The following is a 25162-nucleotide window of genomic DNA, read 5'->3' as shown; positions in this document are numbered from 1 at the left end:
TCACACCGATCGAAACAGCCACAACTTCGTCTGCTTTGCCGGCTTCCTTGAGACGGATGGCCTCTTCGACGGCAATCTCGTCAAATGGGTTCATCGACATTTTGACATTGGCGAGATCAACTCCGCTGCCGTCCGCTTTCACACGCACTTTCACGTTATAGTCAATCACGCGCTTGACAGGTACCAAGACCTTCATGGGCGTTCACTCCTCATAGTTTGTCAAAGCCACCTAGGCAGCTCATCCGAATGCTCTCTCCGGTTTGATATATATTTGAGAGCGCCGGAAACAGAGCAAAATCGTCACGTTGTCGCGCTGCGACGTCGCGTATCAGCAATTTCACGTGACGTTGCGGGCAGGATTCTTGCTGCGTCGCAGAAAACTTACGTAAGGTGAGTTTGCGTCAACCGCAGCTCTGGCAGCATCAGGTGCTGCCGCTGCGGGTTTGATTCGCGCACCACAGTCAGCGGTTTGCACCAGGCACCCAAAGCACGTCGTCTTTGCCGTTGTTGTTTGCAACACGAGACGCCACAAAGAACCAATCGCTGAGCCGGTTCAGATATGTCACCGCATCAGCATTCACGTCTTCATGTTGGGCCAGTTCCACGGTCAGCCGTTCTGCACGGCGGGCAACCGTGCGACAGACGTGAAGATGTGCAGCCAGTGCGGAGCCACCGGGCAACACAAAGCTGCGCAGAGGTTCAAGAGCCGCGTTCATCGCGTCGATTTCTTGTTCCAGGCGCTCTACCTGACTGGCGGCCATGCGCAGAGGCGGGTACTCGGCTTGGGCGTCTTTTGCCATGTCAGGGCGGCAGAGATCGGCGCCGAGATCAAAGAGATCATTCTGGATTCGCATCAAGGCGGCATCCATGTCGCCGCTGGCGTGCAACCGTGCCACGCCCAACGCTGCATTGAGTTCGTCAGATGTGCCATAGGCAGACACGCGGCCGTCATATTTGGCGACACGGTCGCCATTGCCAAGCGCTGTTGTGCCTTTGTCGCCTGTGCGGGTGTAGATTTTGTTGAGTACTACCATGTCGTCATCCCCCTTGACGCAGCCAAACAAATGCGAGGATCAGCAGCACCGCAACAAATTGGGCTCCGATGCGCAGGCGCATGATCTTGTTGGCGTATTTTTTGTTGAATTCACCGCCTTTTGCGAAGCCACCAACGCCCACCATCAAGACGATAAGAACGCCAAAACAAGCGATTGCTGCAACCCAGAATAGGGGATCATTGGCCATGACACTGCTCCTCGTTTGTCAGGTGGTTCTGTGTAGACGCTTTGCCTGCGAAAAAGAACCATAATTGCAAATACGCGGGATCAGCCTTTTGCGATCACCCAATCGAGCGCTTTTGTGGGGAGAAGACGGCGCAAGGCGTACATGAAATGGGCGGGTTTGGTCACACGGTAGCGCGCCTTTGGGCGCGGGGCCTCTAGTGCATGGATCAATTTGTCACAGACCGCCGAGGCAGGCAGCTCGAACCGATCCAGGCTCTGTTCCTTTTCAGTGAACCGTCGCACGAGGCCTTTGCGGTAGGCGGCGCTGTGAGGGGAATTCTCCCAGTCGATCCATTCAAAGAATTGCTTGGCACTGTTTGTTCGAATGCTGGAGGTGATGGGGCCTGGTTCTATTAAGATGACGTCGATCGGGGTGTCGCGCAATTCTATGCGGAGGCAGTCGCTCCAGCCTTCGAGAGCGAATTTTGACGCCACATAAGAGGCGCGATAGCGCAGGCCGACATATCCAAGCACGGACGAATTGTTGACGATGCGCCCGTACCCCTGCGCGCGCATGATGGGAAGAACCTGTCTGGTGAGTTCGTGCCAGCCAATCAGGTTGCTTTCCATGATTTTGCGGAAGCCAGCGGCTGGTAGATCTTCGACCGCGCCGGGCAGGCCGCGGGCGCCATTGTTAAACAGCGCATCCAAGGTGCCGCCGGTGGCGGCCAAAACTTCAGAAAGGCCTTTGGTGATGGATGCCTCATCACAATAGTCGATGCGTGGGCTTTCAAAGCCTTCTGCTGTGAGGCGATCGCAGTCCTCTTGTGTGCGGCAACTTGCAAAAACACGCCAGCCTTGGGCGCGCATGCGGTGTGCTGCGTCCAGGCCAATGCCGCTTGAACAGCCTGTGATCAAAAGGGATTTTTGGCTCATGGATCTGCCCCGCATGATGCGTTTACTCTGCGGGGCAAGGTAGGGTGTTTGACTGCACGCGCAAGGGCTGAGTGTGGCGCACAGGCGTTTAGTTGGCAGCGGTCACCATGCGGGCCGCCATCCAGCCAATTTGGCCTGTTTCGGTATCGCGCAGCTTCAACCAACCGCCAGTGTTCTGATCGAGCACTTCGACAGGGCGACCGCGATCCAGAACGGTGATCACACCAAAGGATGTGCCCGGACCTGCGCGCATGTTCACGCGCGTGGCACGCACCTCTCTCAGGTCGCGCGCCACAGTTGGCTGACCTTCAGCGGAAACCGGGGTTGCGGTGTCTTCAATGGGCGTCAGCGCCACGGCGGGGGTCAGATCAAACACAGGTGTTCCCGGGGTCGCAAATGATGTCAGCCCAGTGGCAAGCGAGGAGACGCTAACTTCAGGTTGTTCTGAAGCGGAGGAGCTCGCGCTCGATTCGAGCGCAGGTTTGGGGTCGAGATTCGCAGCTGACACCACCTGAGTCTCGGTCGAAAGTGATGCGGGTTGCGTGACCTTCACGATGGGCAGCTGTTCTGTAACTGTGGGGTGCGCGTCTTTCACGGCAAGCACCTCATCAACCTTAGAAACAGGGGTTTGCGCGACGCGTTTGGACTTGGGCACAAAATCTGCACCGCCGCTCAGCTCCCAAAAAGACCATGCCATGAGACCAAGGCTCACAACGACAAACTTATTCATAACGTTAACCTTCGAAAGAAAATGGCTGCGCTTTCTGCGCGGCTCAAATTGTTTTTTCAGAAATAAATCTGGGGATATCATAGCACGTCCTGCAAAAAACGGCGAGGGGCCCTGCGCATGTGCTTTACCGTGCGCACGCCAAAAGCTATCACCCATGCATGACTGATCTGATTGATGACGACGAGCTCCCCATCCAGAACGTGACCGAGCCGCTGCGGCGCGCGATTGGCGACCGCTATCTGACCTATGCGCTGAGCACGATTATGCACCGCGCCCTGCCAGATGCGCGCGATGGGTTGAAGCCGGTACACCGCCGAATCCTTTATGCGATGCGTGAGCTGAAGCTGTCTGCGACGGGTGGTTTCCGTAAGTCTGCGAAAATTTCCGGCGACGTGATGGGCAACTATCACCCGCATGGCGATGCGGCGATTTATGATGCGATGGCGCGTCTGGCGCAGGATTTCAACGTGCGCTATCCGCTGGTGGACGGGCAGGGCAACTTTGGCAACATCGACGGGGATAACCCGGCGGCGAGCCGTTACACAGAGGCGCGGATGACCTCTGTGGCGGAAGCGCTGCTGGAGGGCCTGAACGAGGACGCCGTTGATTTCAGGGAAAATTATGACGGGACCCTGCGCGAGCCCGTTGTGTTGCCTGCGACCTTCCCGAACCTTTTGGCCAATGGGGCCAGCGGCATTGCAGTGGGGATGGCGACCAACATTCCGCCCCATAACATCAGCGAGCTGTGTGACGCCTGCCTGCATATGATCAAAACGCCGGATGTGCGTGATGACACCTTGCTGAATTACGTGCCGGGGCCGGATTTCCCGACTGGTGGCGTGATTGTGGAGCCAGCGGAAAACATTGCGCAGGCCTATCGCACCGGGCGTGGTTCATTCCGGTTGCGCTGTAAATGGGAGAAGGAAGATCTGGGTCGTGGGCAGTGGCAGATCGTGGTCACCGAGATCCCCTATCAGGTGCAAAAATCCAAGCTGATCGAAAAGCTCGCAGAGCTGATCCAGACCAAGAAAGTGCCTATTCTTGCGGATGTCCGCGATGAATCGGCTGATGACATTCGGTTGGTTCTGGAGCCGCGCAGCAAGAATGTAGAGCCCGATGTTCTGATGAACATGCTCTATCGCAGCAGCGATCTGGAGATCAAATTCTCTTTGAATATGAACGTCTTGATTGATGGTGTGACCCCGAAGGTTTGCTCCATGAAAGAGGTTCTGCGCGCGTTTCTGGATTTCCGCCGTGAGGTGTTGATCCGCCGTTCGACGCACCGGATGGAGAAAATCGACCATCGTCTGGAAGTGTTGGAAGGCTTCATCATTGCGTTCCTCAATCTGGACCGGGTGATTGACATCATTCGCTATGACGATGCGCCCAAACAGGCGTTGATGGCGGAGAACTGGGATCTGGAGCATGCCCGCGCTACCAGCGAGAAGGACTATAAATCACCGCTGCCTGGCAGTGGCGTGAGCCAGCTGACAGAGGTGCAGGCAGAGGCGATTCTGAACATGCGCCTGCGCAGTTTGCGCCGTTTGGAAGAGCTGGAGCTGATCCGCGAACGTGATGCGCTGCAAGAAGAACGTGCTGGCATCGTTGCGCTTTTGGGCAGTGAAGACTTGCAGTGGGATCGCATTTCAGAGCAACTCAAAGAGGCCAAGAAAACCTTTGGCAAAGGCTATGAGGGTGGCGCGCGGCGCACCGTTTTCGCCGAAGCCGCTGAGGTCGAGGAAGTGCCAATCGAGGCGATGATTGATCGTGAGCCGGTCACCATTGTGTGCTCTCAGATGGGCTGGATCCGGGCGATGTCGGGCCATATTGATCTGACCCGTGAGCTGAAATTCAAAGATGGCGACGGGCCGCGGTTTATCTTCCATGCGGAAACCACAGATCGGCTTTTGATGTTTGGCAGCAACGGGCGGTTTTACACCCTGAGTGCGGCCAATTTGCCCGGCGGGCGCGGTATGGGCGAACCTGTGCGCCTGATGGTGGACCTGCCCAATGAGGCTGAAATCGTTGACATTTTTGTCCATGCACCGGAGCGCAAACTGTTGGTGGCATCCACCGCAGGTGACGGCTTTGTGGTGCCGGAGAAGGATGTGATTGCTCAGACTCGGACTGGCAAACAGGTGTTGAATGTCAAAGACGACGTGAAGGCGATGATTTGCAAACCTGTGGATGGGGATCACGTGGCTGTTGTGTCAAAGAACTCACGCTTCCTTGTGTTCCCGGTGGATGAGCTGCCCGAGCTTGGCCGGGGCAAAGGTGTGCGTCTGCAGAAATACAACATGGCGCGTGGGCGTCAGGGCACATTGGAGCTGGATGGCGGCTTGTCCGACATCACCACATTTAAGTGGGAAGACGGTCTGACATGGTCGATGGGCAACAGTGGCAAAACGCGTCATGAGCCGGATTTGACCGAATGGCTGGCCAAGCGCGCTGGGGTTGGCAAAAAGCCGCCTTATGGGTTCCCGAAAGACAACAAGTTCAAATAGATGCGGGGGCCTTTGGCCCCCGTTTTCGATTTCTTCAGTGCGCTTAGGCCAGACGTGCGTGGTCCATTTGATCCAGGTGGTCTGACACAGCCTGTGCCGGGGTTCTCTCGGCGAGCGCCCGGAGCAGGAACGCCGCTTGCGTTTCCGGGGCCATACCGCCGACCGGTGGATCGCGGTCCAGATTGGTTGGGAATGCGTAGCCTTCGGCAGTTGCAGCTATTGTGGCGGCAAGTTCTGCGTCGGTCAGGGTGTTTGTGGCCTGGGCTTGGAGCAGGTGAGGGTATAGCAATTTGCACATTTTCAGCCTGTCCACGCTTTCCATTGCGCGCCCAAAAGCCGAGGAGACTTGCAATAGGTTTGCGAAACGATGGATGGACTCGGTGGTGTTCTCTCCTGCGGCGTGAAACAGCGCGGGGTTGAAGAACATGGCATCTCCTTTTGACAGGGGCAATTGCACATAGCGCTCTTCAAACAGGGCTCGGAAGTCGGGTCGACGCCAGGCGGTGTATCCAGGTTTGTAGGCTTGCGAGAACGGCAGCAGTTTTGTTGGGCCGCTTTCCAAAGGCATGTCGCAATGGGCGATCGCGCCCTGCAACGTCAAGATTGGGGAAACCTCGTGAACATGCGCTGGATAAGCGGCGCAGACCTCTGCGGATTGAAATCCGAGGTGATAGTCGCGGTGCGCTTGTTGAGCGGCGCCACCGGGGTGCACCAGATTGACCTGCGCCGTCATCTGATAGTTCGGCCCCAGCCATGCCTCACACACCGCCGCAATCGCCGTGTTGCAGAAGTAATTCAGATAAACGGAGGGGGCGGCCTCACATAGTTTTTGCAATGCGTTCCAAACGCGGTCATTGGCCCCGGAGGCGGCAAAGTGATCACCCCGTCCGCCAGCGCTTTGTTTTTCGTTGGCTATGATTTCCTCGTAGACAGTTGTTGCCTGATCGAGCGCTGACGTGTCTGCGTACGCGTGTTGTAGCGCCACGACACCGGCGCCGTTGCGTATGACGTGCGCCCATTCGGATTTCAGAGCGCGACATGCCTCTGGATTTGCGAGGTGTGTTCGCAAGACGCGCATGTCGTAGATTGGAATATTCTTTTCTACCGATGAGGCATGCGGCACGTCGTCTGGATGTGTCGTCTGTGCAATCAAGGCTGTAAATTCAGATAATTTGCAGGCGTCAGTGTCGTAGTAGGCGTCTGTTTGGGTGCTGCTTGGCATTTTTGTTTCCTCCCGTGTTGCAGCCAAGGTAGGCGGCGCTGCACTTGTGTTGTGGGCGAAAACACATCAAAAACGCATCAATGACACATCGTTTTCCCATAAAAGAAATCGCCCGGCAGGCGGGTCTTGGTCCGGCCACCATTGATCGGGTTTTGAACAATCGTGCGCATGTGAGCCCACAGACCCGTCTGCGTGTGAAAGCCGCGATTGAAGAGCTAGAAGCGCAGGAGGCGCAGCTTACGGCGCGCGGGCGACGCTTGTTTTTTGATTTTGTTGTTGAGGCCCCCGCCCGTTTCAGTCGGGAAGTCAAAGCTGCCACAGAGTCTGTGCTGCCAGAGATAGGGGGGGCCGTGTGTCGGCCTCGTTTTACGTTGCAGGAGATGATGGAGCCGCAGGATGTTGTTGCCATTTTGCGGCGTATTGCCAAGCGGGGCAGTGACGGGGTGGTTCTGAAGGTGCGCGACACGCCAAATATCAGAGAGGCTCTGGCTTTGTTGCGCACTGCTGAAATCCCCGTTGTCACACTGGTAACAGACATCACTGGAGGGGATCGGCAGGCCTATGTTGGGGTAGATAATGCCGGGGCTGGGCGCACCGCAGCTTTTCTGATGGCACATGTGATTCAGAGCGGCACAGGCACAATTCTGGCAACGCGTAGTCATGAAGGTTTTTCAGGAGAAGAAGCGCGAGAAGAGGCGTTTCAGGCGGCCCTCGCGGCGCGGCGCCCTGAACTGAAGATCGTGTCGCTTCAGGGGGGCAGCGGCGTGGATGTTGGCACAAGCAGGCTGTTGGCTGATCGGCTGAGCGAGCTTGGCGCGTTGCGTGGCGTTTACTCCATGGGTGGGGGCAATCGCGCCATTCTGAGCGTGTTGGGGGCGCAGGGGCTGCATCCGGAAATTTATGTTGCGCATGATCTGGATCGTGAAAATCGCGACTTACTGTGCGAACGCAGGCTCAGCTTTGTGTTGCACCATGATCTGAGGTCAGACATCAGAAATGCGTTCAAAGTATTTCTGTCGCATCATCGGCTGAGCGTAAATTTTGTGGCCCCTGCTGTTTCGACGGTTCAGGTGCTCACACCGGAAAATGTTCCGGAACTCCCCACGCTGTGACGCGATGCGTCAGATCCAGCGCGCATGGCGCTGTGACAGATGGCGCACGCGCGCCCGGACAGTTTCAGAGAGCGCGCCGCGACTGGGCGGATCTTGCAACGTTTGCAGCCAAGATACGGGGGGATTTTTCCCACGTGAATTGCCTCGAAATTCCAGAGATCTGAGGATCTGTTCGGCGTCTGGAGGGAGCCGCGCTGGAATGTCCTGACCTGTGAGGATCCCCCAAAGCCCTGTCCACAGGCGGCCAACAGTCCAGGGATTGTAGCCGCCCCCTCCGAGAACCAAAAGCCTTGGTGCGATGCCGATTAGCGTTGTCAGGATTTGCCAATGCGCATTGTTTGAAAGGCAGAGGTGTGAGAGCGGATCATCACGGACACCGTCGGCGCCGCATTGCAACACGATTGCCTCAGGGCGAAATGCCGTGACTTGCGGCAACAGAAGGGAGTCTCGCACCAAAGCCATGTCATCATCGTGAAACCCGCGTGGCACAGGTAGATTGATGGCATTTCCGCCGGCGTCATCATCAAGCGTGCCGGTCTTGGGCCATAAGTTTTCTTCATGCACTGAGATCATGAGACAGTCCGGATCGTGGGAAAACCCAACCGCGACCCCGTCGGGATGGTGCGCGTCGATGTCTATGTAGGCGATCCTCTGCACACCATTGGCGCGCAGGCTTTTCATGGCGAGCACAGGGTCATTCAAATAGCAAAACCCGTTTGCCTGTCCTGGCATGCCGTGATGCGTTCCGCCGCCGGGATTAAAGACCACGCCAGATTGCGCCAGCAAGTGGCCTGCCAGAATAGATCCACCTGCAGAGGTGGCTGGCCGACGAAACATCTCTGAGAAAACGGGATTGGAAACGGTGCCCAGATTAAATCGGGCGCGTGCCTCTGCTGAGACATGCTGTTGGTTTTCGGCGGCTTGCAATGCGGCGATATACTCAGGCGTGTGCCATGCTGTAAGAGCTTGCTGCTTGGCGCGGGGGGACGTGATGTATTGCTCGCGCGGGAGCCAGCCAAGGGCTCTTGAAAGATCCATGACTGTTGAAACACGTGGAATTCTCAGCGGGTGCCATTTTCCGTAAGACGACCCCCGGTATATTTCAGAGCCAATGAAACGGGGGGAGCGTGGCGAATTGTGTATGTGATCCATTCCTTGATGCTGCGTCCGGTTGGGCCTGCTGGGCAGGATATACGGGATTGTGTGGCGCTGAAACCGGTGAAGATCGTGGGCGAGCGTTTGGTGCGCCCTGACCGATGGTAGGCGACACGCGCTTAATAGAGCGCAGTATATACTTTCGATTTTTCCGAACAGAACTGCATCTCGTTACACAGAAGGCGAGAGGAGTGTCTGATGGATCGTTCTGTACGTGTATGCCTTCGCGCAGTCACAGCAATTTTCGCAGCAAGTGCAGCGCTTGCTGCCGACAATGAGCTTTATGACGCGCCGCCGCCAGATGACGCTGCATTCATTCGATGGATTGAGCCGGATCATGCGCCAGAGGTCTTAGGTGTGCGGTCGCTTGGGGCGGCGGGGGATGTGTTCCATCCTGTCTCGGCAGCAAAGACAGACGGTGCACAGGCGGGTGTGTATTACACGGTGGCGCGTGATGCGCTGGGACAGGTCGTGGTCATTGAAGAGCCAAAGCGTGTGGACCGATCAAAGGTGCTGTTGACGCTTGTAAATTTGTCAGAGTCTCCCGTGCGCCTGATCGTGCCGGATCAACATGTTGAGGTGGTTGGAAGCACGCCGCCCAACACGGCTGGGGGCCGTGCCGTCAATCCCGTCACTGCGTCGGTTGCCGTGTGGTCTGAGCGGAGCGGGGTGCTGGGCCGCTTTGAGCTGCAATTGCGGCGTGGGCAGAACGTGACGCTGGTGGCGCGACCTGAGAGCGCGGAGTTGATCGAAAACCAGTTTGGCGCAAATCTCGGCGGCTGATTGTATGGTTTTTTCCGCCCCTATTTTTGTCTTTGGTTTTCTGCCGCTCTTTCTTGCTGTCTACTATGTGGTGCCGAGATCCGCCAGAAACTGGCTGATCCTTTTGGCGTCCACGGTCTTTTACGCCTGGTGGCGTGCGGATGCGTTGCTCGTCCTCTATGCGATTGCAGGCGGCAGCTATTTCGCAGGTCGTGTGGCAGCGAAAGCCCAAAACGCGCGTCAAAAGATCTGGGCTGTCCGTCTTGGGGTGGCGTTTAATCTCGCGATTTTGGGCTGGTTTAAATACACGACATTTTTGTTGGGCAATCTGAACACCGCCTTGGGGGGCGATGCGCTGATTGTGCCAGAGATCCTTTTGCCCATCGGGTTGTCGTTTCTGACCTTTCAATCAATCAGCTATATCGTTGACGTGTCGCGAGGTGATACGCCGCCAGCCAGAAAGCTATCCGATTTTCTGGCGTTTTCTTCTTTGTTCCCGCAGCTGATTGCGGGGCCGGTGCTGCGTTACAAGGACCTTGCACACCAGTTTGAGCAGCGGCGCCATTCGCGGGCGCTGTTTTTGCGTGGAGTGAGGCGTTTTGTGCATGGACTGGCCATGAAAGTGCTGGTGGCAGACAGTGTGGCGCCTTTGGCGGACAGGCTGTTCGCATTGCCCGACCCGACGCTGGCAGAGGCCTGGCTGGGAGCGGTGGCCTATTCCGTGCAGCTCTTGTTTGATTTTGCGGGTTACTCTGCGATGGCGATTGGGCTTGGCCTGATGATTGGCTTTCATTTTCCAGAGAATTTCAATGCGCCTTATGTCAGCCGTTCGGTGACGGAGTTTTGGCGGCGCTGGCATATCAGCCTGTCGACTTGGTTGCGTGACTATCTTTATGTGCCGCTGGGCGGTAATCGCTGTGGCCCGCTGAAAACCTATCGAAATCTGCTTTTGACAATGCTGCTGGGCGGCATCTGGCATGGGGCGAACTGGACGTTTTTGATTTGGGGGGCGTGGCATGGTGGCTTGATGGCGATCGAGCGTGCCCTTGGCGCCAAGCAGCGTGAGAGCGTCTGGCCCAAGGCCATCGCATGGCCATTGACCATGGTGTTTGTGATTGTTGGTTGGGTGATCTTTCGCGCGGAAACACTGGCGCAGGCGCTTCAGATGTATGCTGGTATGCTGGGGGTGAACGGCGTTGCGATGCGGCCCGAACTGGTGACGCTCACAGCCCCGAGTGAAATGCTGTTTCTTGCTGTCGGGCTCTGCATTTCCATTGCGCCAGCGCTTTGCCTGCCACAATGGAAACCTATGCCAGCCCTGAAATCTGCGGTGCTGTCTATGCTGTGTTTTGTCGTTCTGCAGGCGCGTACGGACAGCCCCTTTCTTTACTTTCAGTTTTGAGGATCTTGGGCATGCAAGTGAAAGCAGACACAATTTGCACCATAGGCATTGCGACACTGATGCTGGTGCTCTCGGTGACGGCATTTTCCCGCACTGATATTGATGATCCAACTCAAGGGTGGGCAAATGGCAGCTATCAGCGCGGGTTTGAGACCCGGTTTGAGCGATCCATTCCTGCCCATGAAAACGCGATCGCACTTTGGGCTGCGGCCAAGTGGCTGATCTTTCGGGAACCTGCGGGTGGCGCCGTTGCCGGTGCGGAGGATTGGCTCTTTACCGCGGAGGAGTTTCAGGAGCCTGTTGAGACGCGCGACCTCGCGGCGGAGTTGGCGCGGGTCTCTGATGTTTTGGCCCGCGAAGGAATGGCGCTTGTTCCTGTTGTTGTGCCTGACAAAGCCCGAATGCAGACCTTTCGCTTGCGGCGAGGGCGGTCAGAAGGGTTTGATCAACGTTACGCGCGTGCGCTGACAACCATTTCGGCGTTGGGATTGCCTGTTGTGGATTTGCGCCCTGCGCTGAGTCCTGAAGACAGCTTTATGCGCACCGACACGCATTGGTCGCCCGCAGGTGCGCAACGCGCTGCTGAGGCGATTGCGGAGGCGCTGGGTGAACTGGACCTCCCTCAGGTGGATGTGCAGACCGTCGCATTGGGGGAGAGCCGTTTTGAGGGGGACTTGCTGTCGTTTGTGGCGACAGGCCGGTTGCGCGAGGTGGTTGGGCCGTCGCCAGAAATGATCGCGCGCTACGAGACCACTGTTGCCGTCTCGGGCGGCTTGTTTGGGGAGGCAAACATCCCGGTTGCGCTGGTGGGAACAAGTTTTTCAGCGAAATCAGACTTTCACTTTGAGGGGTTTCTCAAGCAAGCGCTGCAGTTGGACATTCTGAATGTGAGCCGTGTCGGGCAGGGACCCTTCGTTCCGATGGATGCGTTCCTTGAGAACCGCGCGACGTATTCCTCGCTCCCGTCCATCGTCGTTTGGGAGATCCCTGAGAGATTTTTGACAACCAGGAGAGATTTTCCATGAAACAGTTATGCTATTTGATGGCGTCATTCTTGGCAGCCGGTGCGGCGCAGGCGGCGCCCTACTGCGAAGCCTTGTTGGACAAAGATATGCTGCCAAAGAAAATCGCCAAAGTGGCTCCGGTTTATAGCGACGCAGACAGCGGGTGGATTTTCACACAGGATCAATTGAAGGACCGCTACGATATGAAATCGACGTCGCGCCAATTGGTGCAAGCGATTGTTGCGGAGTTTGGCAAGCGAGATGTACATTTGGCAATCTTGATGGCACCGCCGCGCCCTGTGATTGCAGGGCAGCAGGTGCTTGATGCTGCGATGGGTGGCCGTCAGTATGATGTGGCTGCGGCACAGGTTTCTTTTGATGCCTTGATCAGCGAGTTGGCCAATGCGGGTGCGATCGTGCCGAACTTATCGGAAGAAGCGCTTGCGCATACAAATCGGCAGAATCCGTTTTATTTTCGCAGGGATACGCATTGGACCACCACAGGGGCTGCAATCAGTGCGTTGGCTTTGGCTCAGGCGACCAACGCCGCCGTTCCAGATTTGTTCCCGAATGACGGGAAACTGGCGGAGCAAGATTTGGTGATCGCAGGCCAGATTGAGGAAGAGGGATCCCTTGCTGACGTCGTCCGCACAACATGCGGCACGTCGGTGCAAGTAGAGACCGCTGCCGCCTTTGACTTGTCGCGCGCAGGCGGTTTGTTGGATACATCTCTGCAAGCGCCCTCCATTGCCTTGGTTGGGAGCAGTTTTTCCAATCGGTACAAACGGGACCACTATCGCGTCGCCGACGCGCTTGCGTTTGCGTTTGATCGTGATGTGGAGAATTTTTCCGTTTCCGGTGGCGGGCCGATCGGTGCGATCGAGGCCTATGTGTTGTCCGGCGCGTTAGACCAGAAGCAGCATGCGCTGGTGGTTTGGGAAATACCATATACTGAAAGTTTCAATTCCCCCTCGTTTCTCAGGCAACTGTTGGGCGCGTTGCGGCGGGACGAGGTGGATGAGAAGCCCGCTCAAGTCATGATTGGGGCCTCAAGCACGACTGTACGCCCGGCTGAGGGGGTGTCCATTTCAGGGATAGAAGTGGTCGCCGAAGATATTGGCAAGCAGAGCTTCTATATGGAGGTGCGGTTTGACAATGGATCAAAATCCAAGGTCTATCTGGGGCGCAGGAGCGCTGTGCCCGTTGATATGCGGGCGTCCAATTTGTTGAGCAATTTTTCGTTTTTTGGAGACCGTCAACCTGTGGAGATTGTGGTCACACCTGCAAAGGGCGCGCGCATTGCGCAGATCTCGGTGTATTGACTGGTGGTGGAACAGTATGGCCAGAAAAACGTTCCCGGCCATACGATATACCGTTGTGCGATTAGAGAGAAATCGCTTTGCCTGTGCGCACGGATTCAAGTGCAGCATCCGCCAGGCGCAGTGCGTCGAGCCCGTCTTGCCCGTTTGGCGAGATTGCCGCGCCATCATTGAGTGCCGCCATGAAGGCATTCAACTCTGCCGCGTAGGCATCAATGTAGCGGGTCATGAAGAAGTCATGCAGGGTGGGCCGGGTGTAGCCGTCAGCGGTGGCAACCTCGATGCTGACAGGGCGTTGGTTTTCGGCCTGAACCATTCCGTTTGAACCGTGCACTTCGATACGTTGATCATAGCCATAGGTGGCACGGCGCGAGTTTAGGATGGTCGCCTGCTTGCCGGATGCGGTTGTGAGCACGACGGTTGCGGTGTCGTAATCGTCCAGCTCCCGAATGCTGGGATCCACGAGTGCCGCTGCGGTGGCATAGACTTGAACGACCTCTTCACCCAGCAAAAAACGCGCCATGTCAAAATCATGGATTGTCATATCGCGGAAGATGCCGCCTGAGACGCCGATGTATTCATGCGGTGGCAGACCCGGATCGCGAGATGTGATGGTTATCTGTTCGACCGTGCCAATGTCACCAGCGTCGATCGTTGCTTTCAGAGCACCGAAATGTGGATCAAAGCGACGGTTGAAGCCAATCATCAGTTTTGCGTCTTGTTCGGTCACCGTTTGGAGGCATGCCCGCACACGTTCAGCGCTCAGATCCACCGGTTTTTCGCAGAAAATGGCTTTCCCAGCTTTGGCAAACCGCTCAATAAGATCGGCGTGTGTGTCTGTGGGGGTGCAGATGATCACCGCATCGATATCGGTCGCAGTCTCAATCGTTTCGATGTCGCGAATGTCTGCGCCGTAGGTGTCTGCCAGTTTTTTTGCAGCTTCTTCAAAGACATCCATCACGGCGATAAGTTGTGCCTTTGGATTTGCGCCAACCGCACGTGCGTGGACTTGGCCAATCCGCCCGGCTCCCAAAATTGCAATACGTAGTGTCATGGTCACTTATCCTCCGATGGTGACGCGCGTGCCTGTGCGCGCGCTTTGTGCGATGGCGTGGATCACCTTTTCAAATTCCAGTGCTGCGGTGAAATCTGGATAGGCGGCGCGGTTTTCGGAAATCGCGCTCAGAAGTTCCGCAGCTTCGATCACTTTCAAATCATTGAAGCCAAGTTGGTGACCGGCGGCTGGGCAAAAGCTGCCGTAGGGGGCGTGCTCTGGCCCGGCGAGTATGGTTTTGAAGCCTTGCTGCGCTTTGGGGCCGCTGTTTTCATAAAGCTGAAGCTCATTCATGCGCTCCTGATCGAAACAGATCATACCCTTTGTGCCGTGCACTTCAAAAGCAAGCCTGTTTTTGCGTCCCCAGGCGGATCGCGAGGTGGAAATGGACCCCTGCACCCCACTGGCAAAACGCACCAGAGCGCTTGCGGTGTCTTCGTTTTCCACGTCCCCATGCCCGGAGCCATCGGGCATCGGACGTGTCGCGTGCACGGTTTGCATATCACCGATGAGGCTTTCAATGGGGCCCATAAGACCATAGGCCATTGAGACAAGATGACAGCCCAGATCGCCCAAGGTGCCAAGGCCAGCATCTTTGAGACGCGCGCGCCATGTCCAGGGCAAGTTGGGGTCGGCTTGATAATCTTCGTCGACCCAGCCACGGAAATGCACCGGTGCGCCAATGGCGCCATCGGCTATAAGATCCTGCGCCAGTTTGAAAATGGGGTTCTTTACATAATTGTAGCCGGTCAGGGTGCGCACGCCAGCCGCGCGTGCTGCGGCTTCCATTTCGGTGGCATCTTCGAGTGTGAGCGCCATAGGTTTTTCGCACCAGACATGTTTGCCCGCTGCAATCAGCTCCAGTGCCATTTCTTTGTGCAGCTGATTTGGTGTGGTGACGGACACAATGTGGATGTCTGGATCGGTGAGCAGGCTCCGCCAGTCGTCGCTGCCTTGCTCAAACCCGAATTGGCTGGCCATCTCTTCGGCCTTTGTGCGCGGGGTGTCGCATAGTGTCTTCAGGCGGATGCTGGGGAGGCCCCCCATCACGGCCTGAACGTTGCGGTACGCCAGAGCATGTGTTTTGCCCATGTACCCTGTGCCAATCAGGCCGATGCCAAGTTGCTCGCTCATGCGTGATTCCTCCCAATTGTATGGAATAAAAATTCTATATGCGCTATCGTCGGATGGAGCCATTCTGTCAAGATCTACTGGAGCCAATATGCAAAACCCCGCTGCGCCGCAAAATGTCGACATGTTTCATCAACGTTTGCGTGATGTGTCGGAGAACTTGCCGAAGCGGATGCGACAGTGTGCGGAATATCTGGCGGAGCATTCTGACCGCATTGCTTTTTGCACCGTTGCGGAGTTGGCGACAGCTGCACAGGTGCAACCGTCGGCGATGATGCGGTTTTGCCAAATCATGGGGTTTCGCGGCTATTCAGAGATGCAAAAGCTTTTCAAGGAGTCTGTTTCAACCGGGTTTCCTGACTATGAAAGCCGATTGACTGCTTTGCGTGAAAGTGGTGCGGGAAGCCCATCGGCGCTGCTCGCGGAATTTGTGGATGCTGGGCGGATGTCCCTTGAAAACCTTACAAACTCTGTTGATCCTCGCAGCCTGGACACTGCAGTGGCCCAACTGAGCAAGGCCAATATGATACATGTTGTTGGGCTGCGCCGCGCCTATCCTGTTGCGTCCTATCTGGTATATGCGTTTGAGAAAATGCAGATCCCGGCCATGCTGCATGACGGCACCGGGAATCTGAGTCAGCGGCATTCTGTGCGAAAAGGTGATGCGTTGATTGCCATTACATTTGCGCCTTACTCCGAAGATACGGTTGCGCTGGCGTCGCATTGTGCCGGGCAGGGCATCCCCGTTGTTGCGATCACAGATACACTGATCAGCCCGATCCAGCTCAAGGGGGTTTTGCCGTTGTGTGTTTCAGAGGTGGACTTTGGCGCCTTCAGATCGTTGTCGGCGACGCTGAGCCTTGCCATCACGCTGGCGGTTTCGATTGGTGCGGAGAAAAACGCCTGATCTAGAATTAAATATTGAAATCCCAATCAAATGGAATGTATGTTCCATTTTGTGGCGCCAGAGACCTTGAGTCGCGCTGCGTTTACTACATGGGCCCAACGGCCCGTGAATGTCATTGGGAGGACATCATGAAAAAACTTTTGACCACCGTTGCGGCTGCAGCTGTTTGCACGCTTGGCGCACTTGCGCCTGCAGCAGCGGAAGGCGAGAAATACGTTCTTGTCAGCCACGCACCTGACAGCGACAGCTGGTGGAACACCATCAAAAACGGTCTGGCGCTTGCGGGCGAGCAGATGGACGTTGAGGTGGAATACCGCAACCCGCCAACCGGTGATCTCGCAGATATGGCACGTATCATCGAGCAAGCTGCGGCGTCTGCACCGAATGGCATCATCACAACACTTGCTGACTATGATGTCCTGTCTGGCCCGATTCAGGCGGCGATTGATTCCGGTGTGGATGTGATCATCATGAACTCCGGCTCCCCTGATCAGGCGCGCGAGCTGGGTGCGTTGATGTATGTTGGTCAGCCAGAATATGATGCCGGTTATGCGGCTGGTCTGCGTGCCAAGGGCGACGGCATTGGGTCTTTCCTTTGCGTGAACCACTACATCTCCAACCCTGCGTCCACTGAGCGTTGCCAAGGCTTTGCTGATGGTCTGGGTGTTGAGCTTGGCAACCAGATGATCGACTCTGGGCAAGACCCATCTGAAATCAAAAACAAAGTTCAGGCCTACCTGTCTGCAAACCCAGAAACAGATGCCATTCTGACGCTGGGCCCAACGTCTGCTGATCCAACATTGCTGGCGCTGGAAGAAGACGGTCTGAGCGGTGAGATCTACTTTGGCACGTTTGACCTTGGCGAAGATATCGTCAAAGGCATCAAGTCTGGCGCCATCAAGTGGGGCATTGACCAGCAGCCATTCCTGCAGGCGTACCTGCCGGTTGTTGTCATGACCAACTACCACCGCTTTGGCGTTCTGCCCGGCAACAACATCAACTCTGGCCCCGGCTTCGTAACTGCGGATGGCCTGGAAATGGTTGAAAAATTCGCTGGCGAATATCGCTAACAGTTTCCTCCCACGGGGTGGCCGGAGCAATTTGGCCACCCTTTTTCTGTCTAAAATCCTGACGAACCTCGAAAAGGACCCGTGAGGCACCCCATGTCCAATGCACCAACACAACCCGCGACGGATGAACGGATCAAATCCCGTTCTAAGTTTCGCGAAGCGCTGATCCGCCCAGAGCTGGGTGGGATCGTCGGAACAGTCGCTGTTTTTGTCTTCTTTGCGCTGTTTGCTTTTGACAGCGGAATGTTCACCTCGAAAGGGGTGCTGAACTGGAGTCAGGTTTCCGCCCAGTTCATGATCATTGCTGTCGGCGCCTGCCTGCTGATGATCGCGGGCGAATTTGACCTTTCGGTTGGCTCAATGATCGGCTTTGCCGGAATGATGATTGCAATTCTTGCAGTGACATTGGGGTGGCCGGTCTGGATGGCCATCATCACGACATTCATTGTCTGTGTGGCCCTCGGGGCGCTCAACGGGTTCATCGTGATCAGAACCGGGTTGCCCAGTTTTATTGTGACGCTGGCATTTCTGTTCATCCTGCGCGGTTTCACAATCTATTTCCCTCAAACGATCGAGCGCAAGACCATCATCGGTGGCATCAAAGATGCTGCGGAAGGTGACTGGCTTGCAGCCTTGTTTGGCGGCAAAATTCTGACTGGCTTCTTCTCCTGGCTCGGAGACATGGGGCTGATTGAGACCTTCTCTCGTGGGTCACGCGAAGGCCAGCCTGTTGTGGACGGTGTGCCAATGCTGATCGTCTGGGCGCTGGTGCTTGTGGTGTTTGGCCATGTGCTGCTGACCAAAACAAAGTTTGGCAACTGGATCTTTGCCGCTGGTGGCGATGCGGAAGCTGCGCGCAACTCAGGTGTGCCGGTGAACCGGGTCAAAATTTCGATGTTCATGTTCACAGCTTTCTGCGCGACGGTTTTTGCCACCTGTCAGGTGATGGAATTCGGCTCTGCGGGGTCTGACCGCGGATTGTTGAAAGAATTTGAAGCGATCATTGCAGTTGTTATCGGTGGCGCCTTGCTGACCGGTGGCTATGGCTCCGTTCTGGGAGCGGCGCTGGGTGCTTTGATTTTTGGTGTGGTGCAGCAGGGCCTGTTTTTTGCAGGTGTAGAAAGCTCACTGTTCCGGGTGTTCCTTGGAGTGATCCTGCTGGCTGCAGTGATTTTGAACACCTACATCCGTCGTATGATCACTGGCGAACGCTAAGGGGGAATTGAGATGACTGAAGATACCACATTCCACCACGGTGATCCGGCACCAAGCAAGCCGCTCATCGAGATGAAAGGCATCCAGAAACACTTTGGGTCAGTGATTGCGCTGGCGGGTGTGTCTGTGAATGTTTACCCGGGCGAATGCCATTGCCTGTTGGGGGACAACGGCGCCGGCAAATCGACCTTCATCAAAACGATGTCTGGGGTGCACAAGCCCACCTCTGGGGAGATCCTGTTTGAAGGGCGCCCGATGAGTTTTGAAGATCCGCGTGATGCGATTGCAGCAGGCATTGCTACGGTGCACCAGCATCTGGCCATGATCCCGCTTATGTCAGTCAGTCGGAACTTTTTCATGGGCAATGAGCCGGTGAAGAAAGTTGCGGGCATTCCGTTCTTTGATCACGACTATGCCAATAAAATTACGATGGAAGAGATGCGCAAGATGGGCATCAACCTGCGTGGCCCCGATCAGGCGGTTGGGACATTGTCAGGTGGTGAACGTCAGACCGTGGCGATTGCGCGCGCTGTGCATTTTGGTGCGAAGGTGCTGATCCTGGACGAACCTACTTCGGCCCTTGGTGTGCGCCAGACTGCCAATGTTCTGGCCACCATTGATAAGGTGCGCAAGCAAGGGATCGGCGTTGTGTTCATCACCCACAATGTGCGTCACGCCATGGCAGTTGGCGACCGGTTCACAGTATTGAACCGTGGCCAGACACTTGGCACCGCCAAGCGTGGCGAGATCACCCAAGAAGAGCTGCAAGATTTGATGGCCGGTGGCCAGGAACTTGCAACACTTGAAGGCAGCCTCGGCGGTACCGTCTAAGGACATGAAAATGCAGAAATCTCTCGATATCATCACCATTGGTCGCGCGGGTGTGGATCTTTACGGCAGCCAGATCGGTGGCCGTTTGGAAGACATGGGATCCTTTGAAAAATACATTGGCGGATCCCCGACCAACATTGCCGCAGGCACTGCGCGTCTTGGCTTGAAATCCGGTTTGATCAGCCGGGTTGGGGATGAGCACATGGGGCGCTTCATTCGTGAAGAGCTGATCCGTGAAGGTGTGGATGTGCGCGGTGTTGCCACGGATCCAGAGCGGCTTACGGCGCTTGTGATCCTTGGCATCCGCGACGAAGAACAGTTCCCGCTTATCTTCTATCGAGAGAACTGTGCCGATATGGCGCTGTCTGAAAGTGACATTGACGAAGCGCTGATCGCGGACAGTCGTGCTGTGGTGGCGACGGGCACGCACCTGTCGCACACCAATACAGAGGCGGCGGTGCTCAAGGCATTGACGCTGGCCAAAAAACATGGCGGCCGCACGGCGCTGGACATTGACTACCGTCCTAACCTTTGGGGCGTCGCCGGGCATGGCGATGGCGAAAGCCGCTTTGTCGAAAGCGCAGCTGTCACGGCCAAGTTGCAAGCCACGCTGCATCATTTTGACCTGATTGTCGGCACTGAGGAAGAATTCCACATCGCTGGCGGGTCCACAGACACGATTGAGGCCCTGCGGGCTGTGCGTTCTGTTTCGGACGCGACATTGGTGTGCAAGCGCGGGCCAATGGGGGCTGTCGCCTTTGAAGGCGATATTCCTGACAGCCTTGATCATGGTCAGACCGGCCCAGGCTTTCCTATCGAAGTCTACAACGTTCTGGGCGCAGGCGATGGGTTTATGTCCGGCCTGTTGAAAGGTTGGATGGAAGAGGCCGATTGGCCGACTGCACTGACCTATGCCAATGCCTGTGGCGCGCTGGCGGTCAGTCGCCATGGTTGCACACCTGCATATCCTTCCGAAGAAGAACTGGCGTTCTTCCTGAAACGTGGTGTCGTTCAGCCCGATCTGCGCAACGACAAAGCCCTTGAGCAGATCCATTGGTCGACCAATCGCAAGGGTGACTGGTCAACCATGCGGGTGTTTGCCTTTGATCATCGCATCCAACTTGAAGAGATGCCTGGGTACACGCTGGAGAAGGGGGGCAAGTTCAAAGAACTGTGCCTTGAGGCGGCGCAGAACGTGCAAAACGGGCAATCTGGTTACGGCATTTTGTGTGACAATCGGATTGGTAAAGCCGCGCTTCACAAAGCGAGCGGGTCTGGATTGTGGATTGGTCGCCCAACAGAATGGCCTGGGTCTCGCCCGCTAACGTTGGAGCCTGAGCTGGGCAGCGACTATGGCGGACTGAAAGCCTGGGCACGTGAGAATGTGGTGAAAGTTCTGTGTTTCTGCCACCCGGATGACGACGCGGACACTTGGGCCAAGCAGGACGCAACCGTTGTGCGCCTGTATGAAGCGGCGCGTCGCAACAACCTGGAGTTTCTACTGGAAGTTATCCCCTCCAAAGTGGGCTCGGTTGACGAGGACACAACTGCCACTGTGATCCAGCATTTCTATGACCTTGGTGTGTTCCCGGATTGGTGGAAGCTGGAGCCGCTGACATCTGATGCCGCCTGGGGCAAAGCTGTTGCTGCAATCACCCGAAATGATGCCCACACGCGTGGCATCGTGGTTCTGGGGCTAGACGCCCCTGAGACAGAGTTGGCGGCCAGTTTCCGGCTTGCAGCCAGCTATGATCTGGTCAAAGGCTTTGCTGTGGGCAGAACCATTTTTGGGGACGCTGCGCGTGCATGGATGCGTGGAGACATGACTGACGCAGATGCGGTTTCTGATATGACGACCAAGTTCCGCCGTTTGGCTGGCGTATGGGATCAGGCACGCGCAGAGGCGATTGGAGAGGCAGAATGACACAGACAGTTCGACTAACAGCCGCGCAAGCCATGGTGAAATGGCTCTCGGTGCAGATGACGCCTGAGGGCGAGCGTTTTGTTGAAGGCGCCTGGGGTATTTTTGGACATGGAAACGTTGCTGGGCTGGGGGAAGCGCTGCATGCTGCTGGCGAGGACTTCCCAACCTGGCGCGGCCAAAACGAGCAAACCATGGCGCATACGGCCATCGCCTACGCCAAGGCGCACAAACGCCGCCGTGTGCAGGCCGTTACCAGTTCGATCGGCCCGGGCGCAACCAACATGGTCACAGCTGCCGCTTTGGCGCATGTCAACCGGTTGCCCGTGCTGTTTATTCCCGGAGATGTGTTTGCCAATCGGCGCCCGGATCCTGTGTTGCAGCAGATTGAGGATTTTGATGACGGAACGGTGTCTGCCAACGACTGTTTCCGCCCTGTCAGCCGATACTTTGATCGGATTACGCGCCCAGAACAGCTGTTGACGGCCCTGCCACGTGCGTTGCGCACGATGACGGATCCGGCAAATTGTGGGCCTGTTACCCTGTCGTTCTGTCAGGATGTGCAGGCGGAAGCCTATGACTATCCTGTCGCGTTCTTTGAGCCGCGCACCTGGCACATTCGCCGTCCGGAACCGGATGCACGTGAGTTGCAAGAGGTGACCGATCTGATCAAAGCCGCCAAAAACCCAGTTCTTCTGTGTGGCGGCGGTGTGATTTATTCTGGGGCCGAGGAAACGCTCGCGGCGTTTGCCACCAAGCATGGCATCCCAGTGATTGAAACACAGGCCGGCAAATCTGCGCTGGCGCAGTCACATGAAATGAATTTCGGCGCCTCCGGTGTTGATGGATCGGCCGCAGCAAACGCGCTGTCGGTTGACGCAGATCTGGTGATTGGCGTTGGCACGCGTTTTCAGGATTTCACCACCGGGAGCTGGGCCTTGTTCCAGAATCCCGCGCGCAAATTGGTCTCTGTGAACGTGCATGGCTATGACGCCGACAAACATGGTGCCGTTGCGGTTGTTGGCGATGCCAAAGTCGTGCTTACGGCTCTTTCTGAGAAGCTTGCGGATCATCGGGCGGATGCTTTTGATGCGCAGTCTCGCTTGGACTGGTTGGCCGCTGTTGATCGCCACTGTGCCGATCGCAATGGTGGGGCAGGGTATCGCCCGCTGGATGCGGAAGTCATTGGAGCGGTGCAGCGTACCTCTGATACCAGCACAGTTGCCATGTGTGCCGCAGGCACAATGCCGGGTGCGTTGAAACTGCTTTGGCAACCCTCTCAGGGTGGCTATCACATGGAATATGGTTTCAGCTGCATGGGCTATGAAATTGCCGGTGCGATGGGCCTGAAGCTGGCGCAGCCTGAGCGGGATGTGGTGTGCTTTGTGGGGGATGGCTCCTACATGATGGCGAACTCTGAATTGGCCACCGCCGTGATGCGGCGTGTCCCATTCACCGTTGTACTGACAGACAACCGTGGCTACGGCTGTATCAATCGCCTGCAGATGCATACTGGCAATGAGCGTTTCAACAACCTTTATGCGGACTGCAATATCGAAGTGCAGCCTGAAATTGACTATGTCGCACACGCGGCGTCCATGGGGGCGCATGCTGTCAAAGCGGAGAGCATCGCCGATCTGGAAGCCAAGATTGTTGAGGCAAAATCTCGTGACATCCCAACGGTGATCGTGATTGACACCGACCCGATGCAAGGCCCCGGCGAAGCTGGAGGTGGTTTCTGGTGGGATGTGGCTGTGCCCGAGGTGGCGCAAAGCGAGAAATTGCAACAGGCGCGCGCCGCGTATGAAGCGGCGATGGCAGACCAAAACCTTGTGAATTGAGGCAAGACATATGATCCTTTTTGGCACCAACCCTATCGCTTGGGCAAATGACGACGACCAGACCCTAGGCGCGCATATCCCCACCGAACAAATCCTGCGTGAAGCGGGTGAAATTGGATTTGACGGGATTGAAAACGGCCATCGTTGGCCACAGGATGATCCGGAAGCGCTCAAACAGCTGCTTGGCGGCCACGGCTTGAAGTTTGTGTCCGGCTGGCACTCTCTCAACCTCCTGGTGCAGTCGGTTGAGGATGAAAAGGCGGCGATCCAGCCACATCTCGACAAGCTGAAGCACAACGGCTGCAAGGTTGCGATTGTTTGCGAAACCTCCAACTCTGTTCAAGGGCTGGATGTCCCGGTCAACACCGCGCCGGTGTTGAGTGCCGAGGAGATGAAAGCCTTTGGCGCCAAGGTGGAAGAGATTGCCCAATACTGCGCCGACCAAGGCATTGATCTGGTGTATCACCACCATATGGGGACCGTGGTTGAAACGCCTGATGAGATTGACGCGTTCATGGACGCGACCGGTCCAGCGACCAAGCTGCTGTTTGATGCCGGGCATGCCTATTTTGGCAGCAACGGACAGGACCCAGCGCCAATTCTGGCAAAACATGCCAGTCGGATGCGCCACTTCCACGCCAAAAACGTGCGCCCCGATGTGATGAAAGAGGTGCGGGAAAAAGACCTGTCTTTCATGGATGGTGTGCGCGCAGGCGTCTTTACGGTGCCGGGCGACAGCGAGGGCGGCATTGACTTTGCTCAGCTGCTGAGCACCTTGAAAAGAGAAGCATACGAAGGCTGGATTGTGATCGAAGCAGAACAAGATCCAGAAGTACGTGTGCCGTTTGAATATCAGTCACTGGGTCTTAAGACTCTGAAAGACATTTCTGCGCAGGTGGGCCTGACATGACAAATCTTCAACGTAAGCCGTTTGGCGAGCACGGCAAAGTTCACGACATCACGCCCGCCAGCGCAGGGTGGCGGTATGTTGGGTTTGGGCTCTATAAATTGCGCTCTGGCGAAACGGCTGAAGAACTCACCGGTGATCGTGAGGTCATTCTGGTGATGGTGGAAGGCAAAGCGGCGATTCATGCGGCGGGGCAGGACTGGGGTGTTCTGGGCGACCGGATGAGTGTTTTCGAAAAGACACCGCCGCATTGTCTTTATGTTCCAAATGATTCCGACTGGAAGGCTGTCGCGGAAACCGACTGTACCATTGCCGTTTGCACCGCACCGGGGAAATCCGGCCATGAGGCACGCCGCATTGGTCCTGACGGCATTCAGCTGACCGAGCGAGGCAAGGGGACCAATACGCGGTATATCAATAATATCGCGATGGAGGCGGAAGACTACGCCGACAGTCTGTTGGTGACGGAGGTTTTCACGCCCGCAGGTCATTGGTCGTCGTTCCCAAGTCATCGTCATGATGAAGACGACTATCCGCGGATCACTTACCTGGAAGAAACATACTATCATCGCTTGAACCCAGCGGATGGGTTTGGGATCCAGCGTGTGTATACCGATGACGGGCAGCTGGATGAAACAATGGCAGTCAGTGATGGGGATGTGGTTTTGGTGCCGCGTGGCCATCATCCTTGCGGCGCACCGTATGGGTTTGAAATGTACTACCTTAACGTGATGGCAGGCCCGTTGCGCAAGTGGCGCTTTGTTGCGGCACCTGAGGTTGAGTGGATCATGGAACGCGACGCGTGAGGTTTGAGAGCGGGCTCAGAATTGCGTCTGCTCGACCCTTTGGGGCTTGATACCCGGCAAAGCCATGCGGCTGACACATCCTAAGATGTCGTGGCCAGCATGGCTTTGCTTTT

Annotated in this window: 22 protein-coding genes and 1 pseudogene; 14 read left to right on the top strand and 9 right to left on the bottom strand. The window is 56.3% G+C overall.

From position 1 onward, the window contains the following. The 5 genes and pseudogenes from J7413_RS19645 to J7413_RS19625 all read right to left on the bottom strand — a co-directional run. Positions 1 to 196 (bottom strand): annotated as a pseudogene (locus tag J7413_RS19645) (electron transfer flavoprotein subunit beta/FixA family protein); the annotation flags it as partial. 265 nt (positions 197 to 461) lie between these two features. Next, positions 462 to 1034 carry a cob(I)yrinic acid a,c-diamide adenosyltransferase gene (locus J7413_RS19640; protein ID WP_209101488.1) on the bottom strand — a complete coding sequence of 191 codons (573 nt, stop codon included), beginning with the start codon at positions 1032 to 1034 and terminating at the stop codon, positions 462 to 464. 4 nt (positions 1035 to 1038) lie between these two features. Then, positions 1039 to 1242: a twin transmembrane helix small protein gene (locus J7413_RS19635; RefSeq protein ID WP_209101479.1), complete on the bottom strand. Its 204-nt coding sequence runs from the start codon at positions 1240 to 1242 to the stop codon at positions 1039 to 1041. An 80-nt stretch (positions 1243 to 1322) separates the two neighbouring features. After that, the gene (locus J7413_RS19630) at positions 1323 to 2156 is read right to left on the bottom strand and encodes an SDR family NAD(P)-dependent oxidoreductase (protein ID WP_209101477.1); all 834 of its coding nucleotides are present in this window, start codon (positions 2154 to 2156) and stop codon (positions 1323 to 1325) included. 88 nt (positions 2157 to 2244) lie between these two features. After that, positions 2245 to 2886 (bottom strand): SH3 domain-containing protein, encoded by a 642-nt coding sequence (locus tag J7413_RS19625; protein ID WP_209101474.1) that lies wholly within the window; start codon positions 2884 to 2886, stop codon positions 2245 to 2247. Positions 2887 to 3044: 158 nt separating this feature from the next. On the opposite strand from J7413_RS19625, the gene J7413_RS19620 reads away from it, so the two are divergent. Then, entirely contained in the window at positions 3045 to 5390 is a 2346-nt protein-coding gene (locus J7413_RS19620; RefSeq protein ID WP_209101471.1) for a DNA topoisomerase IV subunit A, read from the top strand. Positions 5391 to 5433: 43 nt separating this feature from the next. Here the strand turns inward: J7413_RS19620 and J7413_RS19615 are convergent, their stop codons facing one another. After that, positions 5434 to 6612, bottom strand: coding sequence for a phytanoyl-CoA dioxygenase family protein (locus J7413_RS19615; RefSeq protein ID WP_209101469.1), 1179 nt, complete (start codon positions 6610 to 6612; stop codon positions 5434 to 5436). A gap of 80 nt (positions 6613 to 6692) precedes the next feature. Between J7413_RS19615 and J7413_RS19610 the strand changes: the two genes are divergently transcribed. Further along, on the top strand, positions 6693 to 7724 hold the full coding sequence (locus J7413_RS19610; protein ID WP_209101467.1) for a LacI family DNA-binding transcriptional regulator: 1032 nt from the start codon (positions 6693 to 6695) through the stop codon (positions 7722 to 7724). A 9-nt stretch (positions 7725 to 7733) separates the two neighbouring features. On the opposite strand, the gene J7413_RS19605 is transcribed toward J7413_RS19610, so the two are convergent. Beyond that, a complete protein-coding gene (locus tag J7413_RS19605) occupies positions 7734 to 8876 on the bottom strand; it encodes an acetoin utilization protein AcuC (protein WP_209101465.1) in 1143 nt (380 codons plus the stop codon). A 201-nt stretch (positions 8877 to 9077) separates the two neighbouring features. Here J7413_RS19605 and J7413_RS19600 point away from each other — a divergent pair, with 201 nt between their 5' ends. Genes J7413_RS19600 through J7413_RS19585 form a run of 4 tightly spaced genes read left to right on the top strand, consistent with a single transcriptional unit; the run spans position 9078 to position 13369 of the window. Continuing rightward, positions 9078 to 9662, top strand: coding sequence for an alginate O-acetyltransferase AlgF (locus J7413_RS19600; RefSeq protein WP_209101463.1), 585 nt, complete (start codon positions 9078 to 9080; stop codon positions 9660 to 9662). A 4-nt stretch (positions 9663 to 9666) separates the two neighbouring features. Next, a complete protein-coding gene (locus tag J7413_RS19595) occupies positions 9667 to 11043 on the top strand; it encodes an MBOAT family protein (RefSeq protein ID WP_209101461.1) in 1377 nt (458 codons plus the stop codon). An 11-nt stretch (positions 11044 to 11054) separates the two neighbouring features. Then, complete coding sequence (locus tag J7413_RS19590) at positions 11055 to 12068, top strand: hypothetical protein (RefSeq protein WP_209101459.1); 1014 nt, start codon at positions 11055 to 11057, stop codon at positions 12066 to 12068. Then, positions 12065 to 13369, top strand: coding sequence for a hypothetical protein (locus J7413_RS19585; protein WP_209101456.1), 1305 nt, complete (start codon positions 12065 to 12067; stop codon positions 13367 to 13369). Before J7413_RS19590 ends, J7413_RS19585 begins: the two co-directional genes overlap by 4 nt. A 61-nt stretch (positions 13370 to 13430) precedes the next feature. Here J7413_RS19585 and iolG read toward each other — a convergent pair whose 3' ends face one another. Both iolG and J7413_RS19575 read right to left on the bottom strand, forming a co-directional pair. Next, positions 13431 to 14420: an inositol 2-dehydrogenase gene (iolG, locus tag J7413_RS19580; protein WP_209101453.1), complete on the bottom strand. Its 990-nt coding sequence runs from the start codon at positions 14418 to 14420 to the stop codon at positions 13431 to 13433. A gap of 6 nt (positions 14421 to 14426) precedes the next feature. Continuing rightward, positions 14427 to 15554 carry a Gfo/Idh/MocA family oxidoreductase gene (locus tag J7413_RS19575; protein ID WP_209101450.1) on the bottom strand — a complete coding sequence of 376 codons (1128 nt, stop codon included), beginning with the start codon at positions 15552 to 15554 and terminating at the stop codon, positions 14427 to 14429. A gap of 88 nt (positions 15555 to 15642) precedes the next feature. Between J7413_RS19575 and J7413_RS19570 the strand changes: the two genes are divergently transcribed. From J7413_RS19570 to iolB, 8 genes are all read left to right on the top strand, one after another. Next, positions 15643 to 16458: a MurR/RpiR family transcriptional regulator gene (locus J7413_RS19570; protein WP_209101447.1), complete on the top strand. Its 816-nt coding sequence runs from the start codon at positions 15643 to 15645 to the stop codon at positions 16456 to 16458. 128 nt (positions 16459 to 16586) lie between these two features. Continuing rightward, positions 16587 to 17528 (top strand): sugar ABC transporter substrate-binding protein, encoded by a 942-nt coding sequence (locus tag J7413_RS19565; RefSeq protein WP_209101444.1) that lies wholly within the window; start codon positions 16587 to 16589, stop codon positions 17526 to 17528. 93 nt (positions 17529 to 17621) lie between these two features. After that, positions 17622 to 18743 carry an ABC transporter permease gene (locus tag J7413_RS19560; RefSeq protein ID WP_209101442.1) on the top strand — a complete coding sequence of 374 codons (1122 nt, stop codon included), beginning with the start codon at positions 17622 to 17624 and terminating at the stop codon, positions 18741 to 18743. Between the two features lie 12 nt (positions 18744 to 18755). Beyond that, positions 18756 to 19574, top strand: a complete 819-nt coding sequence (locus J7413_RS19555) for an ATP-binding cassette domain-containing protein (RefSeq protein WP_209101439.1) — start codon at positions 18756 to 18758, stop codon at positions 19572 to 19574. A 10-nt stretch (positions 19575 to 19584) separates the two neighbouring features. Further along, on the top strand, positions 19585 to 21498 hold the full coding sequence (gene iolC, locus J7413_RS19550) for a 5-dehydro-2-deoxygluconokinase (RefSeq protein ID WP_209101437.1): 1914 nt from the start codon (positions 19585 to 19587) through the stop codon (positions 21496 to 21498). Continuing rightward, positions 21495 to 23336 carry a 3D-(3,5/4)-trihydroxycyclohexane-1,2-dione acylhydrolase (decyclizing) gene (iolD, locus tag J7413_RS19545; protein WP_209101434.1) on the top strand — a complete coding sequence of 614 codons (1842 nt, stop codon included), beginning with the start codon at positions 21495 to 21497 and terminating at the stop codon, positions 23334 to 23336. Before iolC ends, iolD begins: the two co-directional genes overlap by 4 nt. Positions 23337 to 23346: 10 nt before the next feature. Continuing rightward, complete coding sequence (iolE, locus tag J7413_RS19540; RefSeq protein ID WP_209101431.1) at positions 23347 to 24246, top strand: myo-inosose-2 dehydratase; 900 nt, start codon at positions 23347 to 23349, stop codon at positions 24244 to 24246. Beyond that, the gene (iolB, locus tag J7413_RS19535) at positions 24243 to 25049 is read left to right on the top strand and encodes a 5-deoxy-glucuronate isomerase (RefSeq protein WP_209101429.1); all 807 of its coding nucleotides are present in this window, start codon (positions 24243 to 24245) and stop codon (positions 25047 to 25049) included. The genes iolE and iolB overlap by 4 nt, the downstream gene beginning before the upstream one ends. Positions 25050 to 25162: the final 113 nt, after the last annotated feature.

This window comes from Shimia sp. R10_1 (assembly GCF_017744095.1).
GTDB lineage: Bacteria > Pseudomonadota > Alphaproteobacteria > Rhodobacterales > Rhodobacteraceae > Shimia.
This window is presented reverse-complemented; position numbering and strand designations above follow the sequence as displayed.